Origin of the sequence: Jeotgalibacillus sp. ET6, assembly GCF_029667115.1 — a bacterium.
In the GTDB taxonomy this organism is placed as follows: Bacteria; Bacillota; Bacilli; order Bacillales; family Jeotgalibacillaceae; genus Jeotgalibacillus.
Genome location: NZ_JARUIU010000001.1, coordinates 511462 through 533572, shown reverse-complemented (window position 1 = coordinate 533572; position 22111 = coordinate 511462). Strand labels below are relative to the sequence as shown.

Sequence of the window (22111 nt, the reverse complement as noted above, 5' to 3'; positions counted from 1 at the left end):
TAAGCACGTAAGGTACATGATTATAATTATAGAAAAAAAGTTCATAGCGCTAAAGTAAGGTGTGGTTATATGGAAGGAACGGTTGTAATTATTGGCTTGGGTTTAATTGGAGGTTCTATTGGTTTATCAATTTTACAGGAGAACCCCCGTGCACATGTTATTGGCTACGATTTAAACCGAAAGGAAATCCGTCTTGCTAAAGCGATGAATGCCATATCAGAAAAAGGCTCAGATTTACAGCGGGATGTAGAAAAAGCAGATTTGGTTTTCTTATGCACACCGGTGTTTCAAACTGAAAAATTGATTGATGAAATTTCTTCTTGGCAGTTAAAGCAAAATGCAATCATAACGGATGTAGGCAGTACTAAAAATAGAATTATGCATAAGGCGGGTCTGCTTGCTGAAAAGGGGTACTCGTTTATTGGAGGACACCCCATGGCCGGTTCTCATAAAAGCGGAGTTGCAGCATCGAAGGTATTATTGTTTGAAAATGCATTTTATTTATTGACACCTGGCAGCTGTGCGACTGAGTACCAGGTGGAGCAATTAAAAAAATGGCTTGCTGGAACCAGAGCGAAGTTTTTGGTCGTAGATCCGATGGAGCATGATGAAATTACTGGAATCGTCAGCCACTTTCCTCATATAGTAGCCAGTTCTCTTGTTCATCAGGTAAAAAAAGTTCATACCAGGCAGCCGCTGGTTTCCAGACTTGCAGCAGGCGGATTTCGGGACTTGTCAAGAATCGCCTCCTCTGACCCTGTTATGTGGCGGGATATCACAATGCATAATACAGGCGTACTTAAGAGTCTTCTGGAGGGCTGGCAGAAAGAAATGCAAAAAGTAGTTGAACTTCTGGATGAGGAAGACTCTGAAGCCATGTACCTATATTTTAAAGAAGCTAAAAACTTCAGAGATGATATGCCCATTCTTCAAAAAGGAGCCATCCCTTCATTTTATGACCTTTTTGTAGATATCCCTGACTATCCAGGCATCATTCATGAAATAACCGGCCATTTGGCAAAAGAAGCAATCAGTATTGTCAATATTAGAATAATGGAAACAAGAGAAGACATATACGGTGTACTTGCTATCAGCTTTCAAACGGAAGAAGACCGTAAAAAAGGTGAAATATGCTTAAGGTCTGCTACACCTTATGAGGTTTTTATAGTGTAATGAAAGGAGCTTTCTGATGATCCATTCTCTTTTTTTTCAAAACCCTGTATTAAAAGGCTCCATCAAAGTACCGGGTGATAAATCTATTTCTCACCGCTCCATCATGTTCGGAGCATTAGCTCATGGAAAAACGACAGTCACAGGCTTTTTAAAAGGAGACGACTGTTTAAGCACAATCAAGTGCTTTCGAAGCATGGGAGTGCAGATTGATGAGAAGGATGATGAAATTGTTATACATGGTGTGGGGTTTCAAGGACTTGAAGAGCCGAAAGACGTGCTTGATGTTGGGAATTCAGGCACAACTACCCGACTCTTACTTGGAATTTTAGCAGGGCTTCCATTTCATTCTGTTGTCATAGGAGATGACTCCATCGCTACACGTCCTATGCGCCGTGTAACAGACCCTCTTAAGCAGATGGGTGCGAATATTGACGGGAGGGAAAATGGCCAGTATACTCCTATTTCAATTAGAGGAGGAAAGCTTTCCCCGATTGAATTTGTTATGCCGCTTGCAAGTGCGCAATTAAAATCAGCCATCATCTTTGCAGGGCTCCAGGCGGAGGGCGCCACAACAATTATCGAACCCGAAAAAACAAGAGATCATACTGAACGGATGATCAAGCATTTTGGCGGGTCCATAAAACGTGAGCATAATCGTTTAACGATCGAAGGCGGACAGCAGTTCAAAGGCCAGACGGTACAGGTTCCGGGGGATATTTCCTCAGCAGCTTTTTTTCTGGCAGCGGGTGCGGCAGTTAAAGGCAGTGAGCTGATGCTTACCGATGTAGGTGTCAATCCTACACGGGATGGAATGATTGATGTGCTGATTAAGATGGGAGCAGACTTGACGATCCACACTGAAGAAGAAAAAGCAGAGCCAGTAGCAAACCTTTTAATAAAAAGCAGCCAGCTAAAGGCGATTGATATAGGGGGATCGATCATACCTAAACTGATTGATGAAATCCCGATTATTGCTTTACTTGCTACCCAGGCAAATGGGACAACCACCATTAGAAACGCTGAAGAATTGAAAGTAAAAGAAACGAATCGCATCGATGCTGTCGTTCAGGAATTAAAAAAACTTGGGGCAGACATAGAGGCAACTGAAGATGGAATGAAAATTCATGGACCGGCACCTCTTCATGGAGGAAGAGTCAGTTCCAGAGGGGATCACCGTATTGGCATGATGCTTGCCGTAGCTTCTTTGCTGACAGGTGAAGAAGTTCAGATCGAAAACTTTGAAGCGATCAGTGTATCCTATCCTGACTTTTTATCTCATTTGGAGACCATTACAAATAATCAGTGAACGGTGTCGAGCGGCATCGTTTACTTTTTTTTATTTTTAAAAGGATATTCATTATGTTTTGACGAATTATCTTTTTAAGTGATTTCCAAAGGGTATAATTTGCTAATTGGCTGGATTTTTCTTAGGATATAAAATAGATTTAAGAGAAGGAAATGAGGGACCAAAGCGTGAATGCATCAAATCGAATGATCCAATCATTGCACGACGGCAAATTAGAACAGGGATTAAAAGAATTTTCGGAGGTAAAAAAAACAGGCACTGATGATGAAAAATTTGAGCTCGCTGAAGAACTTTTTCAACTTGGCTTTCTGGAACAGGCGAAGGAATTATTTGAGCTCCTTATTGAAAGTTATCCAGATGAAGCGGAGCTGAAAATTCTGCTCGCAGAAACATTAGTTGAAATGGATCAGGCTGAAGAAGCATTGCTGCAGCTTGATAATATAAATAGCAATGATGAGTTTTATCCAAGATCATTGCTCCTTGCTGCTGATCTTTATCAAATGCAGGGTCTGTTCGAGGTAAGTGAAAGAAAATTGAAGCAGGCTGTGCAAAAGCTGCCTGATGAACCGGTTATTCAGTTTGCACTCGCTGAACTATATAATGAGCAGGGACGCTTTTTAGAAGCAATCAGACATTACAAAGAAGTGCTCAATCACGACATTAAAGAAATAGCAGGAGTTCATATTCAGCAGCGGCTGGGCGAATGCTACAGCGCAGGCGGTGCTTTTGAGGAAGCACTTCCTTATTACGAAAAAGCTCTTGAAGACAGCAGAGAAATCAATACACTCTTTGGATATGGGTTTACAGCTTTTCAGGCTTCACATCATAGAACCTCCATAGAAATTTTATCTGAGGTTATTGAAATTGACCCTGAGTACCATTCAGCCTATCTTCTTCTTGCCAAAGCCTATGAGCATGAGGAACAGCTTGAAGAAGCGTTGGAGTCAGCTGAAAATGGATTAAAGGCCGATCCTTTTAACAAAGAACTTTATTTATATACTGGAAAATTATACTTGAAAGAAGGAAATGAACGTAACGCTGAGTCCAATCTCCGACAGGCGATCGCCCTTGATCCCAACTTTTTAGAAGCCGCTCTTTTATTAAACAGGCTACTTATAAAACAGGAAAAAGCAGAAGACATTCTGGAAGTGATCAATGTTGTTGAAAGCGCCGGGGAAAGCGACCCTCAATTTCACTGGGATGCTGCAAAGGCATTTGAGTGGCTTGAAGAATTTGAGAAAGCATCTGATGAATATACCCAAGCATATGTGGTATATAATGATCATATAGATTTTCTTGAGGATTATGGATTGTTTCTTTTAGAAGAAAGCAGGCTGTCAGAAGCCAGGGAAATCTTTCTGAAGCTTGCTAAAAAGGATCCTACAAATGAAGATTGGCAGCAAACACTTGAGCGTCTGGAGCAGATGTAAATACCTGTCGTCATACTGATTAAAGGGTAAAGGGGGGGATCGCATGGCCGCACCAGTTTCAGTACACGAAAAAAAAGATTTTATAAGATGGTTCTTAAATCATTACCAGCTTAAAAGAAGAGAGTCTGTGTGGATATTAAATTACCTAATGAGTCACGATGAATTAATGGAAAATCTGCATTTTGTCGAGGAAGCCCAATATTGCCCGAGAGGAATCGTTATGTCAACTCAATGTGTAGATGACGTAGCATTCCGGTTTTATAAAGGCAATATCATGACTACGGATGCTGAAAAATCGTTTCATGATATACGCCTTCATCGGGAAGAAGATATTTTTATCCAGCTTAATTTCCATGCTTCCCATGCTACTCATCAGTATGCGGCAGTCATGGAGGAGAATCCTTTTATGCCGAAATATTTGCGTATTACGGAAAAAGACAGAATTGTCGCCGAACAGTTCTTAAAGGAAAGCATTGTCACATTTAAAAGACAAAAGCTGCTCGATGAGATAGACCGCGCATTGGATGCTCAGGACCATGAAACATTTACAAAACTGACTGAAGAATTAAAGAATGTTACACTTTTATAAATAACTTTTTAGTGGTTGGGCAAAACTCAAAAAAGTTTTAATAATGAGTACTTTTTTATCAATTGTATGAGTTTAGCTGAGCTGAAGGCGGCGACTCTTTGAGGGATATGAACGGCACAAGCCGCCGTCCCTGTGGAAAGAGTCCGCTTGAAGTGCAGCTGACAGGTCAGAGAGCTTGAGACACTTTTGTCCCAGGCTCTTTTTTTTATGGTAAACTACAAAAGATAAAGAAATGGGGGTAAATTTGCAATGTTATGGAATGCTAAAGAAATCGGTTTATATTTAAAAGAAAAAGCCTATATTGATACTGTTATTGTTCCAATACTTCCAATCAGTTTTACGGACCGGACCAAACAGGAAGCTGAACAGGCAGAGTTTATTACACTGCTGACAAATCTCCTGGAAAAACAGTTTAAAGGAAGAATGCTTCTGGTTCCTCCTTTTACTTATATAAGCGGAAAAGGTAAAGGGGAGACCGAAAAACTTCAGGAATGGATTGAAGAATTCAAGGAGAATCAATTTGAACATGTATTTTGCCTGACTTCAGATATAGAGTGGAAAGAATTTGAACAAGATCTCGGCGGGAATTTGATTTGGATGCCTTCTATTCCGCTTGAACATATGGAGGAGAAATACAAAAGAAAAATCATTGATGATCAAGTAAATCAATTGGTAAAATTAATTGTGCAAAAGTGGCAAACAAATTAACGTTCAAAAAAACTTCACATTGTCCAATTGAAAAGGGTCAACGCAATATTGACCTTGATAATATATTGATATATCATGAATATGTCCTAGTTATATATTTGTGCGAAATATGTCCGGACGGACTGACCTGAAGATAGAGGGGGGAAAATAATGAGTAACCAACGTGTTTCACGTCGTCAATTTTTAAATTATACACTTACGGGTGTAGGCGGTTTCATGGCGGCAGGAATGCTCATGCCGATGGTGCGGTTTGCTATCGATCCAGTTCTTACTGCTGAAGCAGGAGGGGACTTTATTACAACCGGCACGTCTGAAGATGAATTATCAGAGACGCCGATTCGTGTTGATTTCACTTTTGAACAAGTTGATGCATGGTATACTTCTGATGTTACACAAACAGCTTGGGTGTACCTTGATGAAGCGGGAGAAATTGTGGCACTTAGCCCTACATGCAAGCATTTGGGATGTACGGTAAGCTGGGAAGGAAGAGAGAGCGATCCAAATCGTTTCTTCTGTCCATGCCATAACGGTTTATATGAAAAAAATGGTAAGAATGTACCGGGAACGCCGCCAACGGCTCCTCTGGATCAGTTTGAAGCCAGAGTAGGCGATGATGGGATTTTACAGCTCGGACAGGTTGTACCAAACAAGATTGTATAGTAAAGGGGGCGTAATTGGTGCTTAATAAGATTTATGATTGGGTCGACGAACGATTGGATATTACACCAATGTGGCGTGATATCGCGGACCATGAAGTGCCTGAGCACGTAAACCCTGCTCATCACTTTTCTGCGTTTGTGTACTGTTTCGGCGGTCTTACATTCTTTGTAACTGTCATCCAAATCCTGTCCGGTATGTTTTTAACAATGTACTATGTTCCGGATATTGAAAATGCATGGAGATCCGTTTATTATCTTCAAAATGAAGTAGCCTTTGGTGTTATTGTGCGTGGTATGCATCACTGGGGAGCCAGTTTGGTAATCGTTATGCTATTTCTTCATACCTTACGGGTATTTTTTACCGGGGCATATAAAAAGCCTCGTGAATTGAATTGGGTTGTTGGTGTACTTATTTTCTTCGTTATGCTTGGACTTGGTTTCACTGGATACCTGCTTCCATGGGATATGAAAGCATTATTCGCTACAAAAGTAGGAATCGAGATTGCAGCAGCTACTCCATTCATTGGAGAACAGATCAGAACGCTTCTTGCTGGTGATCCAACCATTTTAGGTGCTCAAACCTTAACACGTTTCTTCGCGATTCATGTGTTTTTCTTGCCTGGAGCTCTTCTTGGACTCATGGCAGCTCACTTTATCATGATTCGTAAACAAGGTATTTCGGGACCACTTTAAATTTGAGTTGCTCATCCATTTAGAGAAATAAAGGAGGGAAAAGCTATGCATCGCGGAAAAGGGATGAAATTTGTAGGTGATTCACGAGTACCTGCAAATCGTAAACCGAATATTCCGAAGGACTATTCGGAATTCCCGGGTAAAACGGAAGCTTTCTGGCCAAACTTTTTACTTAAGGAATGGCTGGTAGGTGCAGTATTTTTAATTGGATACCTTTCTTTAACAGTGGCGCATGAGCCGCCTTTAGAGAAAATTGCAGATCCGACGGATGCTGGATATACGCCGTTGCCTGACTGGTACTTCTTATTTTTATATCAATTACTTAAGTATGATTTTGCATCTGGTCCTTACAATGTGATCGGAGCATTTGTTATTCCGGGTATTGCATTTGGAGCACTGCTGCTGGCGCCATTTATCGATAGAGGACCTGAACGCCGTCCGGGTAAACGCCCGCTGGCGACCAGCTTTATGCTGCTTGGTGTGGCTGCAACCATTTTCCTTACATGGGAATCTGTTGCTTACCATGACTGGGAAAAGCAGCGTTCACAAGGTGAAATTGTTGCCGAGGTGGAAGTAGATACTGAAGCTGCAGGTTATGCAATCTATGAGGAACAGGGATGTATAAGCTGTCATGGTGATAATTTAGAGGGCGGTTCTGCTGCTCCTTCACTTGCAGGGGCAGGATTAGAAGCTGAGGAAATTGCAGATATTGCTGTAAATGGAATTGGTAATATGCCTGCAGATCTTTTCCAGGGAACTGATGAAGAATTGGAAGAACTTGCAGCATTTGTTGAAGAAGTTTCAGCTGAATAATCAAGATTAAAAAAGAGCCGGTGCTGACTGGCTCTTTTTTTTGAAAGTGAGGATGTGAGGTCCATGAAAGAACTTCTTTATGCATGGTTGACGAACAGGACTTTTTTAATCATATTATTTACCGTGAATTTACTGGGGACTCTCTATGGCTATTACTGGTACGAGTATCAGTTAATGAACACAGAACCGATCTTTTTGCTTTTTGTTCCTGATAGTCCTACGGCGAGCTTATTTTTTACGGTTGTTATTGGTTTTTTTCTTTTAGGTAAAAGGTGTAAAATAATGGAGGCTCTAGCTCTGGTTACCCTATTTAAATATGGGATCTGGGCTGTTGTCATGAATATCTTAACGGGACAGGTAACAGGAACCATTTCTCTGCAGGCCTGGATGCTCATTTTTTCTCATGGGGCTATGGCTTTGCAAGGAATCCTATATGCGCCATTTTATCGTTTTTCGTGGTGGCATTTGGCTTTAGCAGCTATTTGGACTTTACATAATGATGTTATAGATTATGTTTTTGGTCAGTATCCCGTTTATTCGAGCTTGGATCAATTTGTTATGGAGATTGGCTACTTCACTTTTTGGCTCAGTATTGCCTCAATTGGACTGGCTTATTGGCTGGTGATTTATAAAAAAAGTGCAAAGCGTAACTTGATGAATTACTCTTCTTAAAGACTTTCCTTCTGCATAGTTTAATGCAGGGGGGATGGTCATGAAGAGAGGTTGGGCTATATGTATACTAATTATTTTGTTTGCTGGAGTTCCCTTACAAACCACTTATGCTGAAACAGAATTTAATGAAATTTTTCAATATATATCGAGCAAAGATTACGAAGAGGGTGTATTACGTTTAAATGACTGGTATCTTACCCTTTCAAATGAACAAAGAGAACCTCTTGAAGAGCATTATTCAAAGTTGATTTCTGTGCTTTCTTCGAATAATTTGATGCATAAGGATAAATTAATTCAGTTATGGTCATTCCTCTCTGCTGCTGAATATATTACCGAAGACAGGGTTTACTATTTAAGATACTTGAATGGGTATTTTCATACTCTGGCTGATAACGGAGGTAATACCGGAACGGTTGAGGACATGAATAAAGTGTATGATGCGATGCTTCCAGTTTTGCACATGATGGCTGAAAATAATGACATGGAAGCGATAAAAGAGGCTTCGGTTTCTGAAGAAGATCTGGTCATGGCTGCTGCGATTCAGCCAGGGAATTCTGTACCACCCTTTCAAATATGGTATGAAGATCATTTAGCAGGGTCAAACTTAGTACTGGTATCTACGGTTACAGGCGGAGTACTGATTTCTGCTTTAACGTACGCTTCATGGCGAAAATATGTCGGAGAAAAAAGAAGAAAACGAATACGGAATCATTCTGATTGACAATAAATCTATGGGAAAGGTAAAATTTAATCAAACATACTTCTTGGAGGGACCCTATGGATTTTCTAATTTATTTTGCCGTTATTTTGCTTGTGCCTTTATGGGCAAATAGACGCGTTAAAACAACGTATAAAAAATATTCAAAAATTGCGACGACTGCCAATATGACAGGGGCAGAAGTAGCCAGAAGGATTCTTGAAGACAATAACATTTACGATGTGACTGTCAAACCCGGCAGAGGATTTTTAAGCGACCATTACAACCCAAGTTCAAAAGAAATTGTATTATCACCTGATAATTATCACAAAATGTCAGTTGCAGGGGCTGCTGTAGCAGCGCATGAAGTAGGACATGCCATACAGCATGCTGAAGGGTACGCTTTCCTGAAGTTCCGCTCTGCTTTAGCTCCGGTTGCAAGTTTGGGTTCTAACTTGTCGATCTTTTTAATCATTGGCGGGGCAATTTTACAGCTGACAGGACTTTATCTCGTAGGTATTCTGTTTTTTACAGCAGCAGTTCTGTTTCAATTTGTTACTCTTCCGGTAGAGTTTGATGCCTCTTCCCGCGCGATGAACCAGATGGTAAGCAGCGGGATTATCCGAAATGAGGAAGAGCCTCACGCGAAAAAAGTATTAAATGCTGCCGCGTTGACGTATGTAGCTGCGGCATTAATTGCATTGCTTGAATTAATGCGGTTTATTTTCATGTTTTTGGGAATGAATGGCGAAGAATAACACCCTGGCCCTATCTATGAGCCAGTATAGCTTATGTATGTTAGGTGCTGAGCGGAAGGTTATGCAGGAGATATCGGTATCCAAAGATCTAAACAAGGTCCCCGAAGGCTTCTGCCCCCCTCTTTTAAAAAGCATCTGACTGAAGTAAAGTAAACCGGTCAAGAGCCTGAGACATCATTGTCTCAGGCTCTTGCTTGTTATCGGCTCCAATTGATTTTGCCTTCATTGCTACTCCAACGGACGTTTATTTTCATCTAAGGTAAAACCTTCCCCTAAAACATCGTGCACGTCTGTTACAGAAACAAATGCATGTGGATCGATGGACGTAATGATGTTTTTTAAGCGCACAATTTCATTTCTGCCCACAACGCAATAAAGTACAGACCTGGACTCTTTCGAATAATGGCCGGTTCCTGTCAGCACGGTAACGCCTCTGTCCATTTCCAGTGTAATACGATCTGCTATTTCGTTTTGAGCTGGGGAGATGATCATAGCTCCTTTTGCTGCATAAGCACCCTCCTGCATAAAGTCAATGACTCTGGCGCCAACAAATACGGCTACTAAAGTGTACATGGCCTCCCGGTAATTTAAATACGTGACAAGTGAGAGAAGGATGACGACTGCATCAAATAAGAACATGGTCCTTCCCATACTCCATCCGCTGTACTTATTAGCAAGCCGTGCAATAATATCAACTCCGCCTGTCGTTCCGCCATATCGAAAAATAATGCCAAGTCCGACACCTATAAACGCTCCTGCAAATAAGGCCGCTAAAAACAAATCATCTGATAAAGGAATGGAGAACTGAAATCTGTAGAATACTTCCAGGAACACTGATACACTTATTGTGCCAAGGATGGTGTACAAAAAAGCTTTTCTGCCAAGGAGCCGCCATCCAATAATAAATATGGGAATATTAAGGAGTAAATTCGTTATAGAAGGTTTTATATCGAAAATAAAGTATAATAAAAGCGTAATTCCAGTAAAACCACCTTCAGCCAGGTTGTTTTGAATGTTAAAATGAACGATACCGAAGCTGAAAATGGATGAACCAAGTAAAATAAACAAACAATTTTTCATTCTTAACCCAAATGGCATAAACATCTCCCCTTTGCTGTACATACGAAGCAATTATAGTCAAAACAATGAGGGAAAGCAATCTGATATTGGAGGGAAATCATGCAAAAAGATAAGACACTTAAAGATATCCAGCAGGAAGTGGATCAATACATAGGTCAATTTAAAGAAGGATACTTCAGTCCTTTATCAATGATGGCAAGAATGACAGAGGAGCTTGGGGAGTTAGCAAGAGAAGTCAATCATCATTACGGTGAAAAACTTAAAAAAACAACTGAAGATGAAAGCACCATTGAAGAAGAGCTTGGTGATCTCCTTTTTGTCATTACGTGTTTTGCAAACCAGCAAAATATCAGCCTGGAAAAAGCACATACCCGGGTAATGACTAAGTTTAAAACAAGAGATAAAGACCGCTGGACGCGTATTGAAGGGAAGGGACAATAATGGCAGCTAAAATAAAGGTTGTAATAGCAGGACCCAGAGGAAGAATGGGTCGGGAAGCAGTAAAAATGGTTTCAGAACAAGACGGAATGCAGCTTGTTTCGGTTATTGATTACAAGAATACCGGCAAAAGCCTGAACGAGCTTGAAGGGTTTACCTATCTTCACGATACTGTTTCTGTCTACAGTGATCTGAACCAGTGTTTTGACGAGAAGTCCCCTGATGTTTTAATTGACCTTACAACACCTGAAACCGGATATGCTCATACAAAAACCGCATTGATGCATAATGTGCGCCCTGTAGTCGGTACCACCGGGTTTACGAGCGGACAATTGGATGAGCTGACAGATCTTGCAGAGGAAAGAAACATTGGTGTTATTATTGCCCCAAACTTTGCTATTGGAGCAGTATTAATGATGAAGTTTTCTCAAATGGCAGCTAAATATTTTGAAGATGTAGAAATCATCGAAATGCATCACGATCAAAAACTGGATGCACCATCCGGGACCGGAATTAAAACGGCACAAATGATCAAGGAAAATCGTGAACCTAAAAAGCAGGGCCATCCATCTGAGGAAGAAACCATTCCAGGTGCCAGGGGAGCGGATATTGATGGAATGAAAATTCACAGTGTACGCCTTCCTGGTCTCATTGCACATCAGCAGGTTCTGTTTGGCAGTGAGGGGCAGCTTTTGACCATTCGCCATGATTCCCATGATCGTGCTTCTTTCATGTCCGGTGTCCGTATTTGCGTAGAAACGGTTATGAATTTAGGCACACTTGTCTATGGTTTGGAAAATATCTTAGATTAATAAGAAAATGGAGGGGTATCTGTGAAAATTGCTCTAATTGCACATGATAAGAAAAAAGAAGAGCTGCTGGACTTTGTCAGCAGACACAAAGATGTTTTCAGTCAGCACGATCTATTTGCAACCGGAACCACCGGGTTAAAAGTCAACGAGAGGACAGGACTTTCGATTCATTGTTTTAAGTCAGGGCCGCTTGGAGGGGATCAGGAGATTGGAGCTAAGATTGCCAATCAGCAGCTTGATGCAGTGTTTTTCTTTCGCGACCCTCTTACTGCCCAGCCGCATGAACCCGATGTATCTGCTTTAATCAGACTTGGAGATGTGTATCGCATTCCGATGGCAACAAATATCGGCATGGCTCAGATTCTCGTTAAGGCGATAAAGGAAAACGAATTTTAAAAGGTGGTTTAAACATGATAGAGCCAGTAGATATTCTGGCAATCGGTGCTCATGCCGATGACATTGAAATAGGGATGGGCGGGACGATTGCCAAATGGGCTTCACGCAAAAAGAAAATTGTTTTATGTGACTTAACTGCCGGAGAACTTTCCTCAAATGGAAGTGTTGGTATCCGCAAAAAGGAGGCGGAAGAAGCAGCAGGTGTTTTGGGTGTCATGGAGAGAATAAATCTCGGAATTCCTGATCGCGGCATACAAAATTCTCAAGAGCAAATAAAAGCCGTGGTAGATGTGATAAGGAAATATCAGCCTAAAATAATCTTCGCACCTTATTTTGAAGACAGGCATCCCGATCACGGAAATGCTTCGTCTCTTGTAAAAGAAGCCGCGTTTTCAGCAGGGATCCGAAAATTCAATCCGGACGCTGCGCCAATATGTAAAGCACCGGTTTATTATTATATGATTAATGGCATACATACCCCTGATTTTGCTGCTGATATATCGGCAGAAATTGAAAAGAAGAAAACGGCACTTGCTGCATATAAAAGCCAATTTCAACCCGCAGGAGGAGTCAGTACGCCTTTAACAGAAGGCTATGTAGACTCTGTAATAGCGAGAGATCTATTGACGGGAAAGCAGGCCGGATGTTTATACGCAGAGGGTTTCATGACGGACCATCTAATCTTACTGGATCATGACTTATTAGGAGAATTTTAAATGAAGTTAAAAATAGGGATTACTTGTTACCCGACTGTTGGAGGGTCGGGAATTGTCGCGACTGAACTTGGGAAGCTCCTAGCTGAAAAAGGGCATGAAATACACTTTATTACATCGAGCATTCCATTCAGGTTAAATAAAATGTACTCAAATATATTCTTTCATCAGGTAGAGGTAAATCATTATTCCGTTTTTCAATATCCGCCTTATGATATTGCACTTGCTAATAAAATGTCTGAAATTATAAAAAGAGAAGGGCTGGACATTCTCCATGTCCACTATGCAATCCCACATGCAGTGTGTGCCATCTTAGGGAAGCAAATGGCAAAGTCATCGGTTGGAATCGTGACGACTCTCCATGGCACTGATATAACGGTTTTAGGGTTTGATCCGTCTCTAACCGATGCGATCCGTTTTGGGATTGAAGAATCAGACCGGGTGACTACTGTGTCACATGCTTTAGCAAAGCAGACCCATGAACTCATATCTCCTGACAAAAAACTGGATGTTATTCATAATTTTATTGATGAGAGAGTCTATCGTAAAGTTCCTGCCCAGGAATTGAGGAAGGAATATGGTATTTCGCCAGATGAGAAAGTGATTATTCATGTTTCAAACTTCAGAGCCGTTAAACGGGTTGAAGATGTTATTCAGTCATTTGCTCAAATCAGAAAAAGAAGACCTGCAAAATTATTGCTTGTGGGGGATGGACCGGAAATGTCTGTGATTTGCAAAAAAGTGAATCAGCTTGAAATAAAAGAACATGTACTCTTTTTAGGAAAAAAAGAAAATGTAGAAGAATTATATTCATTAAGTGATCTTATGCTTCTTTTGTCTGAAAAAGAAAGTTTTGGTTTAGTGGCATTAGAGGCGATGGCATGTGGTGTTCCTTGTATAGGTACCAATGTAGGCGGTATTCCGGAAGTTATCAGCGACGGTGTCAACGGCTTTATATGCGAAGTAGGCGACATAGAAAATATTGTAGCGAAAGCAGAAGAATTACTCGGGGATGATGAAAAATATCAAAAATTCTCGATATCCTGTATGAATACAGTAAATGAGCAATTTCACTCCACAAAAATTGTGAAGGAGTACGAAGAAATATATGCAAAAGTTCTTCAGGAAAAGGTGACCTTATGAGTCATTCAGATCCTTTTAAAGAAGCCGCTCCTGTGTTGGAGAAAATCCAAAGAGGAGGGTATGAAGCTTATTTTGTAGGGGGCTGTGTCAGGGATTATTTACTGAAAAGGCCGGTTGCAGATGTTGACATCGCTACTTCTGCGACACCGCAGGAAATAAAAGCTCTTTTCAAAAATACCGTGGATGTAGGCATTGAACATGGAACTGTCATGATCATTGAACATGGTAAAGGATACGAGATTACAACGTACCGTTCAGAAACCTTGTACTCTGATTTCAGGAGACCTGATGGCGTGCAGTTTGTCCGCTCATTAAAAGAAGACTTGAAAAGAAGAGACTTTACGATAAACGCCATGGCCATGACAGTAGACTATGAAGTAACGGATTTATACGGAGGCAGGCACGACCTTGAAAACGGATTAATAAGGACGGTAGGAGCATCAGAAGAGCGTTTTAGTGAAGACGCCTTGAGGATGCTAAGAGGGGCGCGTTTTGCTTCTCAATTATCCTTTGTAATAGAAGAAAAGACACTGGGCTCAATGAATGAGCTTTCTCCGCTGCTTCAGCATATTGCCGTTGAAAGAAAAAGAATGGAAATGGACAAGCTTCTCATGGGAAAGAATTGGACAACAGGGCTCGAATATATGGTAAAGGCTCAATTTCTACCTTATTTGCCTCATTTTCCGGTAACAGAAGAAGAAATCAACGATTTTAGACAAATGGCCGTACAGCATTTGTCTGCCAATCAGAGATGGGCATTAATTATGCTGAAACTCGAACAAAGCGAATGTGAATCAGCATTGAAAAACTGGCGGCTTTCAAAAAAGCGAATGAATTATATAAAAGACATGATTGAGCTCTATTACCAAAGAATGAATCATTATTGGTCTTTTATGGAGGTTTATGCTTGGGGAAAAGAACGCGTCATTCAGGCAGACCGGTTATATGCAGCTGTAAATCAATTACAGAGTGATGAACAGAACATCGGGAAGCTTTGGGAAGCTTTGCCTATTTACAGCCAAAAGGATCTTGTGGTTAATGGCAAAGACCTGATTGCCTGGTCAGACCGCACTGCGGGACCATGGATGGGCAGCTTGTTTTCAGACATAGAAAAAGCAATTTTGGAAGGCCGTCTGGATAACAGTAAGTCTGAAATTAAAAAGTGGGTGAAAGAATGGCATCAAAAATAAGAGAGTCACTGCTTGCTTCTTTATCTGCCCATCAGGACGAATATCTTTCGGGAGAAAGGCTGGCTAAAGAAGCTGGATGCTCAAGAACAGCCATATGGAAGCATATAGAAGAATTAAGGAAAGACGGGATCACAATTGATTCTAAAAGAAAAAAGGGCTATAAATTGATTCAATCCAATCAACAGGATACTGTTACTGAAACCGATATCCTGCTCGGCCTTCAAACGAAGAGATTGGGAAGAAGCATTTATTATTATGAATCGGTTGACTCGACTCAGAAAATAGCTCACAAACTTGCTCAGGAACAGGCGCCAGAGGGTACACTGGTCATTGCTGAAGAGCAGACATCCGGAAGAGGAAGAATGTCACGCTCCTGGCACTCTCCAAAAGGGACCGGCATTTGGATGAGTCTGTTATTAAGACCTGTGCTGCCTCCTCAAAAAGCTCCTCAATTCACCCTGCTGACTGCAGTAGCGGTTGTGCAGGCGATTGAAGATGTGTGTGATGTCAATGTGGAAATTAAATGGCCAAATGATCTTTTAGTCAATAACCGCAAGATCACAGGAATCTTAACGGAACTGCAGGCCGACAGTGAACAAATTCATTCCCTTATTATTGGAATTGGAATGAATATTAATCAGCAGCAGGAAGATTTTCCGAAAGAATTACATGAATTAGCTACCTCCCTTGCTATGGAAACAGGCAGCGAGGTATCAAGGTCAGCAATTGTTCAGCGGATCATGCACCATTTGGAAAAATATTATTTGTTATATATGGACAAAGGGTTTGCTCCAATTAAACTTTTATGGGAAAGCTATGCTATCTCAATCGGCAGGCACATTACTGCAAGAACAATTAACGGCGTTCTAACAGGTATTGCCTGTGGAATTACGGAAGAGGGAATTCTTTTGCTTGAGGATGATCAGGGAGTGACACATTCTATATATTCCGCTGACATTGAGATAAACGCTAAAAATCGCTAAAATGCTTGAAAATCTGCTATACTAAATATGGGCAGTATCTGATGAACTGCACCTTTAACGGCAATCTAAAATCCAATAATAATTCTGCCTTGATCCAGTAGTGACAGGGACAGAGGATTGAAACCATGAATTGTTCTTACATCCTTCTGTCTATTCAGAAGGATTTTTTTCGGACCATTATTCATGTTTCTGTACCTCTGAATAAGAGGAGGAAAGATAATGAAAACCACGACTGATTTTATGAAAATGAAAGAAAAGAACGAGAAGGTGACGATGGTCACAGCGTATGATTACCCTGCCGCTAAGGCTGCCGAGCAGGCAGGAATTGACATGATCCTGGTCGGCGACTCACTGGGGATGGTTGTTTTAGGATATGATTCAACAGTTCCGGTAACGCTTGAGGACATGATTCATCACACAAAAGCAGTCAAAAGAGGGGCGCCCAACACATTTATTGTAGTGGACATGCCTTTTATGACCTACCATTTGTCAACCCAGGAGACGTTGAAGAATGCTGCCCGGCTGCTTCAGGAAACTGGAGCTGATGCTGTGAAAGTTGAAGGCGCAAATAATGTGATTCCGATGATCCGCTCGTTAACCGAAGCGGGAGTGCCGGTAATGGCACATCTCGGTTTAACGCCTCAAAGTGCCGGGGTATTAGGAGGATTTAAAGTTCAAGCGAAAACGGCTGAACAGGGCCTTAAATTAACTCAGGATGCAATTGAGTGCGAGCAGGCAGGAGCGTTTGCTGTTGTGCTTGAATGCATCCCCCAGCAGATAACAGAGCAGGTTACCGGCCGGCTTTCCATTCCGACCATCGGCATCGGAGCAGGAGTGCAGGCGGATGGACAGGTACTTGTATACCATGATTTAATTGGGTATGGAGATTATAAATTAGCTAAGTTTGTAAAACAATATACGAATGTGTACGCTTCAATTGAAGAAGCGTTGAGCCAATATAATAACGAAGTGAAAAGAGGAGAATTCCCTGCACAGGAACACTCTTTTAACATGAAAGAAGAGGAACGGACAGCACTTTATGGAGGCAGGAACCAGTGATTATCTTAACTTCCGCAAAGCAAATGATTGAATTCGCCCGAAATGAATGTAAACTGGATAAAACGATTGGATTTGTTCCAACCATGGGCTTTTTACACGAAGGTCATCTTTCTTTAGTTAAAAGATCCCTTTCTGAATGTGATACAACAGTTATGAGTATTTTTGTTAACCCGCTCCAGTTTGGTCCAAACGAGGATTTTGATAAATATCCACGTGACCTTGAAAGGGACACAATATTAGCCCGTCAAAGCGGGGTGGATGTATTATTCATTCCGGAAGCAAAAGAAATATATCCTTCTTCACTTTCCATTTCCATGAAGGCGAAGCAAAGGACAGACGTTATGTGCGGTGCATCCAGGCCGGGACATTTTGATGGCGTAATTACCGTGCTTACGATTCTTTTTCATCTGGTGCAGCCTGACCGGGCATATTTCGGTCAAAAAGATGCTCAGCAGGCAGCGGTCGTTCAAGGTTTGGCAGATTCACTGATGTTTCCATTAGAAATAGTTCCTGTGGAAACGGTCAGAGAAGAGGATGGACTGGCAAAAAGTTCACGAAATGTTTATTTAACTGACGATGAGAGAAATGAAGCATCCATCCTCTACCAGGCATTAATGAAAGGCAAAATACAGCTGCCTGCTCTTGGTATTGAGGGAACAGTTAAAGAAATGACAGAGATGATCAATTCCTCTTCAAGCGGGCAAATTGATTATATAGAAATTCTTCAATTCCCTGATTTAACGCCGGTAGAGAAACTAAGAGGAAAAATCATTATTGCACTTGCCGTTCAATTCGAGAAAGCAAGGCTGATTGATAACGTTATTTTTACATTGGAGGAGGAGTAATCATGTTTCGTACAATGATGAGCGGTAAAATTCATCGTGCACGCGTCACAGAAGCGAATTTAAACTATGTAGGCAGCATTACGATAGATGAAGACATCATGGATGCTGTCGGCATACTGCCAAATGAGAAAGTACAGATCGTGAATAATAACAATGGGGCACGCTTTGAAACCTATACGATTAAAGGAAAAAGAGGAAGCGGAGTTATGTGCGTGAACGGCGCTGCAGCCAGGCTCGTACAGGAAGGCGATGTCATAATCGTGATTTCATACAAACTTGTACCCGATGAACAAGCTGTAAATCACAATCCTAAAGTGGCAATTATGAATGAGCATAATGATATTGTGGACATGATTGCCCATGAACCGGAAGCGACAATCATGTCTTGAATCTGATTTTTTAATTTGCAAAGGTTGTGACGGCAATGTGGAAAAACAAAATGGCTGTTGTGGACATAGAAACAACAGGAAATGCTCCAAAAAAAGGTGATCGCATTATGCAAATTGCGATCGTACTGATTGAGGATAATAAGATTGTTGATGAGTATTCATCCTATGTTAATCCTCAGCAGCCCATTCCGCCGTTTATCGTTGAGTTGACAGGGATTACGGATAAGCAGGTAAAAGATGCGCCGCTTTTTGCTCAAATAGCGCCTGAAATTCTCAAAAGGATGGAAGGCGCCGTATTTGTGGCGCATAACGTTCAGTTTGACCTCCCTTTTCTACAGGCTGAACTTGAATCTGCGGGCTTTAGCGGCAGCTGGCATGGTTCACTATTAGATACGGTAGAACTGGCAAGAATACTTCTTCCGACAACGGACAGCTTTAAACTTTCCGATTTAACCGGCCAGTTTCAGCTATCACATGACAGGCCGCATCAGGCAGACAGCGATGCTCTGGCCACAGCACATATATTGCTGTATTTTATCCGAAAACTGCATTCTCTTCCACTGGTAACACTAGAAAGACTCGAACTGTTAAGTGTGTATTTAAAGAGCCATATCGCAGAATTGTTTAAAAGTGTCACAGAAGATAAAAGAAAAAATATTCAGGACCTCCCTGCTGATATAGAAGTTTTCAGGGGAATTGCCATCAGAAAAAAAACAAAAGAACAAACAGATGACCTTCATCCTCTTTCTCTAGAAGAACCTGAAAAAGTTCTGCAGAATTATGTAGACTTTTATGAAAAACGCGAGTCGCAGCTGTCTATGATTGAAAAGGTTGCTGAAGCTATGGAAAACCGTTCAAAAATAGCGATTGAAGCCGGGACAGGTGTAGGCAAGACAATGGGGTATTTGCTTCCCGCAGCAGCCTATGCTTTAAAAGGCATGAAAACGGTTATTAGCACTCAAACTGTTCAGCTGCAGGAGCAAATATTATTAAAAGATGCCAACATATTTAAAAAAATCACCGGCGGCCGTTTACATTTCGCTTTATTGAAAGGGAGAAGCCACTATCTCCATTTGTTGAAATTCGAGCAGGCTTTAGCAGAAGAAGAGTCTCAATATGATGTAGTTCTGACAAAAATGCAAATACTCACCTGGCTTACGGAAACAGTCAATGGAGATGTGGATGAGCTGAATCTAACGAGTGGAGGCAGGCTTTTCTGGAACAGGATCCGCCACGCAGGATGGTTTTTAGGCGAAGACAAGGACCCATGGAAAGAAAAAGATTTCTATTTAAATGCGCTGCAAAAAGCAAATGACGCACAGATTATTATCACAAACCATTCAATGCTTGTTCAGGATACCCAGCGGACCAGGCCATTAATTCCTTCTTATCAGAATCTTATTATTGACGAGGCTCATCATTTTGAGGATGCCTGCAGAAGACAGTGGGGGAAGCAGCTGGATTATATTCAATTAAAATACACGATCGGTCAGCTTGGTCATGATACTCAAGACCTTTTAGCCGGCAGATTGGGGGCTATTCTTAAGATCAGCTCGGAGCAAAAAGCCAGTCCGCTAACAGAAGACATGGTCTCTGAAATAAGCACAGAGGCTGACGCGGCTTTTTATCAGCTGGGGGCTTTGCTGAAATCTTCCATACAGAAGAAAAAAGGCCAGCAAAAATATTTGCTTTCATTAGAAGACGGAATCAGGGAAAATGAAGGATGGAGACAGGTTCAATATGCCTTCGAGCGGCTTCTGTCGAACATGAAAAAAGTCGATCGTGTCATCCAGCATAACTTGGAGATTGTGAAAAAAAGCAAAACAAATATATCGGATTCAAAAAAAGCAGTTATTGAAGAAATACACTCTTTTTTATTGGAATGGAATGATTGGATCCAGTCTATTCGGCTCTTTTTTATCACGAATGACTCTTCTTCAATCAGCTGGCTGGAGGGGGATTTACGCTCTCTTCCCGGAAGCCTTTCACTTGTTTCAAGAAAAGTGCAGGTGCAAAAAGAAATCAGCCAGCATTTCTTTTCAGGCGATCAAGCTATCATTTTAACAAGCGCAACTCTCACGATCGATGGAAAATTCGATTACTTTTTAAAGGGTCTAAGAGGAGATCAGTTAAATGTAGAATGCAGTATTTATCCATCGCCATTTGATTACAATAAAGCAGTAAGGCTGATGGTGCCGAAAGATCTTCCGGATATTAAAATGGTTACCCATGATGAATATGTGGAGATGGTAACGGATCATTTAATAGCCATAGGTCAGGCAACAAAAGGAAGAATGCTGGTTCTTTTTACTTCTCATGAAATGCTCAGGCATACATATGAACTTATAAAAGACAGTGGTCTAATGGAAGATTTCATCTTAATGGCCCAAGGAATTACAAGCGGCAGCAGAACGAAATTGACAAGGAATTTTCAGCGTTTTGACAAGGCGATTTTATTTGGCACCAGCAGTTTTTGGGAAGGGATTGATATTCCAGGGGAAGATCTATCCTGCCTGGTCATGGTAAGACTGCCGTTTTCTCCTCCAGACGAGCCGTTGACAAAAGCATTGTGGAACGATGCAAAAGAAAAAGGGGGAAATCCATTTAAAGAAGTTTCTTTGCCAAAAGCAATTATCCGATTCCGACAGGGATTTGGCAGATTGATTCGTCACGAACATGACCGTGGCCTTATTGTTGTATTTGACCGCCGGCTGATTACAACTTCGTACGGAAAGTACTTTTTATCTTCCATTCCGTCGCTGCCAGTAGAAGAACGAGGGCTGGATTCAATTGTGAAAGAAATTGAAGAGTGGCTGTAAAAGATAAAAATTCGTCGAAAACTGTTATACTAAGTACAGAAATCCAACCTTTGAAAGTGAGCGATTCATATGGAAAGTAAAATTGAAGTACTGTCCACTGTTACGATTCAAAAAACCCCTGATCTATACAAGGTTGTTGATTCATTAAACCGTACGTTGAAAGACAGAGACTTAATGTTTGGTTTAGCATTAGACAAAGAAAATGAAGAAAAAGCTGTTTTTACAATTTATCGTACATAAAAGAGGGATTAGATGAAAAAATGGATGGTTTTGGTCCCTGCAGGGCTGATCCTGATCATTCTTGCGTTTTCTATTACGGTCTATAGTGTTGCCAGAGGGCCGCTGAAAGATTCAATCGATCAAGCAGAGGCAAGGGCGGGTGACGGGCTGCAGCTCAGTTCAATTGAAGAGTCCTATCAGTACAACAGCACGAAGACATATACTGTTTTTGTGGGTACAAATGAAAACCAGGAAAAAACGATCGTATTCGTACCTGAAGATAATGAAGAAGAAATTGTAACAAGGCAGATGAACGAAGGAATTTCTGAGGATGAAGCAATCGCCATGCTCAATGAAGAAGATGCTCCTTCAAAAATTTTGTCGTCAAAACTCGGACTTGAATCAGAAGGACCCGTATGGGAAATTATTTATCAGGATGAAGAAGAAACGTTAAATTACTACTATGTACTGTTTGACAGCGGTGAATGGTGGAGGACGATACGGAACCTTTAAGGAGTGAAACGGAT

General features: G+C 41.2%; 25 protein-coding genes. 24 read left to right on the top strand and 1 reads right to left on the bottom strand.

Translation table 11 applies throughout. The annotated features are described in order from the left end of the window. Positions 1 to 69 precede the first annotated feature (69 nt). From P6709_RS02705 to P6709_RS02655, 11 genes are all read left to right on the top strand, one after another. The gene (locus P6709_RS02705) at positions 70 to 1173 is read left to right on the top strand and encodes a prephenate dehydrogenase (RefSeq protein ID WP_278239341.1); all 1104 of its coding nucleotides are present in this window, start codon (positions 70 to 72) and stop codon (positions 1171 to 1173) included. Positions 1174 to 1189: 16 nt separating this feature from the next. After that, on the top strand, positions 1190 to 2479 hold the full coding sequence (gene aroA, locus P6709_RS02700) for a 3-phosphoshikimate 1-carboxyvinyltransferase (protein ID WP_278239340.1): 1290 nt from the start codon (positions 1190 to 1192) through the stop codon (positions 2477 to 2479). Between the two features lie 167 nt (positions 2480 to 2646). Beyond that, on the top strand, positions 2647 to 3909 hold the full coding sequence (locus P6709_RS02695; RefSeq protein ID WP_278239339.1) for a tetratricopeptide repeat protein: 1263 nt from the start codon (positions 2647 to 2649) through the stop codon (positions 3907 to 3909). Between the two features lie 43 nt (positions 3910 to 3952). After that, a complete protein-coding gene (locus tag P6709_RS02690) occupies positions 3953 to 4498 on the top strand; it encodes a ReoY family proteolytic degradation factor (protein ID WP_278239338.1) in 546 nt (181 codons plus the stop codon). A 249-nt stretch (positions 4499 to 4747) separates the two neighbouring features. Next, positions 4748 to 5206 carry a YpiF family protein gene (locus P6709_RS02685; RefSeq protein WP_278239337.1) on the top strand — a complete coding sequence of 153 codons (459 nt, stop codon included), beginning with the start codon at positions 4748 to 4750 and terminating at the stop codon, positions 5204 to 5206. A gap of 150 nt (positions 5207 to 5356) precedes the next feature. Then, positions 5357 to 5866 (top strand): ubiquinol-cytochrome c reductase iron-sulfur subunit, encoded by a 510-nt coding sequence (locus P6709_RS02680; protein WP_278239336.1) that lies wholly within the window; start codon positions 5357 to 5359, stop codon positions 5864 to 5866. A 17-nt stretch (positions 5867 to 5883) separates the two neighbouring features. Then, positions 5884 to 6558: a menaquinol-cytochrome c reductase cytochrome b subunit gene (gene qcrB / locus P6709_RS02675; protein WP_041057998.1), complete on the top strand. Its 675-nt coding sequence runs from the start codon at positions 5884 to 5886 to the stop codon at positions 6556 to 6558. 45 nt (positions 6559 to 6603) lie between these two features. Continuing rightward, the gene (locus tag P6709_RS02670) at positions 6604 to 7371 is read left to right on the top strand and encodes a menaquinol-cytochrome c reductase cytochrome b/c subunit (protein ID WP_278239335.1); all 768 of its coding nucleotides are present in this window, start codon (positions 6604 to 6606) and stop codon (positions 7369 to 7371) included. A gap of 63 nt (positions 7372 to 7434) precedes the next feature. Next, a complete protein-coding gene (locus P6709_RS02665) occupies positions 7435 to 8043 on the top strand; it encodes a DUF1405 domain-containing protein (RefSeq protein WP_278239334.1) in 609 nt (202 codons plus the stop codon). 40 nt (positions 8044 to 8083) lie between these two features. Then, on the top strand, positions 8084 to 8764 hold the full coding sequence (locus P6709_RS02660; protein WP_278239333.1) for a sporulation protein YpjB: 681 nt from the start codon (positions 8084 to 8086) through the stop codon (positions 8762 to 8764). Between the two features lie 56 nt (positions 8765 to 8820). Further along, complete coding sequence (locus tag P6709_RS02655; protein WP_278239332.1) at positions 8821 to 9498, top strand: zinc metallopeptidase; 678 nt, start codon at positions 8821 to 8823, stop codon at positions 9496 to 9498. Positions 9499 to 9726: 228 nt separating this feature from the next. On the opposite strand, the gene P6709_RS02650 is transcribed toward P6709_RS02655, so the two are convergent. After that, positions 9727 to 10596: a YitT family protein gene (locus P6709_RS02650; protein WP_278239331.1), complete on the bottom strand. Its 870-nt coding sequence runs from the start codon at positions 10594 to 10596 to the stop codon at positions 9727 to 9729. An 81-nt stretch (positions 10597 to 10677) separates the two neighbouring features. On the opposite strand from P6709_RS02650, the gene P6709_RS02645 reads away from it, so the two are divergent. The 13 genes from P6709_RS02645 to P6709_RS02585 all read left to right on the top strand — a co-directional run bounded on the left by P6709_RS02645 (position 10678) and on the right by P6709_RS02585 (position 22097). Continuing rightward, positions 10678 to 11019: a nucleotide pyrophosphohydrolase gene (locus P6709_RS02645; protein WP_278239330.1), complete on the top strand. Its 342-nt coding sequence runs from the start codon at positions 10678 to 10680 to the stop codon at positions 11017 to 11019. Then, complete coding sequence (gene dapB, locus P6709_RS02640) at positions 11019 to 11828, top strand: 4-hydroxy-tetrahydrodipicolinate reductase (protein ID WP_278239329.1); 810 nt, start codon at positions 11019 to 11021, stop codon at positions 11826 to 11828. The genes P6709_RS02645 and dapB overlap by 1 nt, the downstream gene beginning before the upstream one ends. A 21-nt stretch (positions 11829 to 11849) precedes the next feature. Further along, positions 11850 to 12224, top strand: coding sequence for a methylglyoxal synthase (gene mgsA / locus P6709_RS02635; protein WP_278239328.1), 375 nt, complete (start codon positions 11850 to 11852; stop codon positions 12222 to 12224). 17 nt (positions 12225 to 12241) lie between these two features. Beyond that, on the top strand, positions 12242 to 12940 hold the full coding sequence (gene bshB1 / locus P6709_RS02630; protein ID WP_278239789.1) for a bacillithiol biosynthesis deacetylase BshB1: 699 nt from the start codon (positions 12242 to 12244) through the stop codon (positions 12938 to 12940). Continuing rightward, entirely contained in the window at positions 12941 to 14080 is a 1140-nt protein-coding gene (gene bshA, locus P6709_RS02625) for an N-acetyl-alpha-D-glucosaminyl L-malate synthase BshA (RefSeq protein ID WP_278239327.1), read from the top strand. Further along, positions 14077 to 15270 carry a CCA tRNA nucleotidyltransferase gene (locus P6709_RS02620; protein WP_278239326.1) on the top strand — a complete coding sequence of 398 codons (1194 nt, stop codon included), beginning with the start codon at positions 14077 to 14079 and terminating at the stop codon, positions 15268 to 15270. Before bshA ends, P6709_RS02620 begins: the two co-directional genes overlap by 4 nt. Next, positions 15255 to 16253, top strand: coding sequence for a biotin--[acetyl-CoA-carboxylase] ligase (locus P6709_RS02615; protein ID WP_278239325.1), 999 nt, complete (start codon positions 15255 to 15257; stop codon positions 16251 to 16253). Before P6709_RS02620 ends, P6709_RS02615 begins: the two co-directional genes overlap by 16 nt. Before the next feature lie 219 nt (positions 16254 to 16472). Continuing rightward, positions 16473 to 17312, top strand: coding sequence for a 3-methyl-2-oxobutanoate hydroxymethyltransferase (gene panB / locus P6709_RS02610; protein ID WP_278239324.1), 840 nt, complete (start codon positions 16473 to 16475; stop codon positions 17310 to 17312). Then, positions 17309 to 18157, top strand: coding sequence for a pantoate--beta-alanine ligase (gene panC, locus P6709_RS02605; RefSeq protein WP_278239323.1), 849 nt, complete (start codon positions 17309 to 17311; stop codon positions 18155 to 18157). The genes panB and panC overlap by 4 nt, the downstream gene beginning before the upstream one ends. Before the next feature lie 2 nt (positions 18158 to 18159). Beyond that, positions 18160 to 18546: an aspartate 1-decarboxylase gene (gene panD, locus P6709_RS02600; protein ID WP_278239322.1), complete on the top strand. Its 387-nt coding sequence runs from the start codon at positions 18160 to 18162 to the stop codon at positions 18544 to 18546. Positions 18547 to 18581: 35 nt separating this feature from the next. Further along, the gene (dinG, locus tag P6709_RS02595) at positions 18582 to 21365 is read left to right on the top strand and encodes an ATP-dependent DNA helicase DinG (protein ID WP_278239321.1); all 2784 of its coding nucleotides are present in this window, start codon (positions 18582 to 18584) and stop codon (positions 21363 to 21365) included. A 69-nt stretch (positions 21366 to 21434) separates the two neighbouring features. After that, positions 21435 to 21605, top strand: a complete 171-nt coding sequence (locus tag P6709_RS02590; RefSeq protein ID WP_278239320.1) for a YpmA family protein — start codon at positions 21435 to 21437, stop codon at positions 21603 to 21605. A gap of 12 nt (positions 21606 to 21617) precedes the next feature. After that, positions 21618 to 22097 (top strand): cell wall elongation regulator TseB-like domain-containing protein, encoded by a 480-nt coding sequence (locus P6709_RS02585; RefSeq protein WP_278239319.1) that lies wholly within the window; start codon positions 21618 to 21620, stop codon positions 22095 to 22097. Positions 22098 to 22111: the final 14 nt, after the last annotated feature.

Coding starts and splice junctions, on each gene's coding strand:
- P6709_RS02705 (WP_278239341.1), top strand. CDS start 70: ATGGAAGGAACGGTTGTAATTATTGGCTTGGGTTTAATTGGAGGTTCT.
- aroA (WP_278239340.1), top strand. CDS start 1,190: ATGATCCATTCTCTTTTTTTTCAAAACCCTGTATTAAAAGGCTCCATC.
- P6709_RS02690 (WP_278239338.1), top strand. CDS start 3,953: ATGGCCGCACCAGTTTCAGTACACGAAAAAAAAGATTTTATAAGATGG.
- P6709_RS02685 (WP_278239337.1), top strand. CDS start 4,748: ATGTTATGGAATGCTAAAGAAATCGGTTTATATTTAAAAGAAAAAGCC.
- P6709_RS02680 (WP_278239336.1), top strand. CDS start 5,357: ATGAGTAACCAACGTGTTTCACGTCGTCAATTTTTAAATTATACACTT.
- P6709_RS02670 (WP_278239335.1), top strand. CDS start 6,604: ATGCATCGCGGAAAAGGGATGAAATTTGTAGGTGATTCACGAGTACCT.
- P6709_RS02665 (WP_278239334.1), top strand. CDS start 7,435: ATGAAAGAACTTCTTTATGCATGGTTGACGAACAGGACTTTTTTAATC.
- P6709_RS02660 (WP_278239333.1), top strand. CDS start 8,084: ATGAAGAGAGGTTGGGCTATATGTATACTAATTATTTTGTTTGCTGGA.
- P6709_RS02655 (WP_278239332.1), top strand. CDS start 8,821: ATGGATTTTCTAATTTATTTTGCCGTTATTTTGCTTGTGCCTTTATGG.
- P6709_RS02650 (WP_278239331.1), bottom strand. CDS start 10,596: ATGCCATTTGGGTTAAGAATGAAAAATTGTTTGTTTATTTTACTTGGT.
- P6709_RS02645 (WP_278239330.1), top strand. CDS start 10,678: ATGCAAAAAGATAAGACACTTAAAGATATCCAGCAGGAAGTGGATCAA.
- dapB (WP_278239329.1), top strand. CDS start 11,019: ATGGCAGCTAAAATAAAGGTTGTAATAGCAGGACCCAGAGGAAGAATG.
- bshA (WP_278239327.1), top strand. CDS start 12,941: ATGAAGTTAAAAATAGGGATTACTTGTTACCCGACTGTTGGAGGGTCG.
- P6709_RS02620 (WP_278239326.1), top strand. CDS start 14,077: ATGAGTCATTCAGATCCTTTTAAAGAAGCCGCTCCTGTGTTGGAGAAA.
- P6709_RS02615 (WP_278239325.1), top strand. CDS start 15,255: ATGGCATCAAAAATAAGAGAGTCACTGCTTGCTTCTTTATCTGCCCAT.
- panB (WP_278239324.1), top strand. CDS start 16,473: ATGAAAACCACGACTGATTTTATGAAAATGAAAGAAAAGAACGAGAAG.
- panD (WP_278239322.1), top strand. CDS start 18,160: ATGTTTCGTACAATGATGAGCGGTAAAATTCATCGTGCACGCGTCACA.
- dinG (WP_278239321.1), top strand. CDS start 18,582: ATGTGGAAAAACAAAATGGCTGTTGTGGACATAGAAACAACAGGAAAT.
- P6709_RS02590 (WP_278239320.1), top strand. CDS start 21,435: ATGGAAAGTAAAATTGAAGTACTGTCCACTGTTACGATTCAAAAAACC.
- P6709_RS02585 (WP_278239319.1), top strand. CDS start 21,618: ATGAAAAAATGGATGGTTTTGGTCCCTGCAGGGCTGATCCTGATCATT.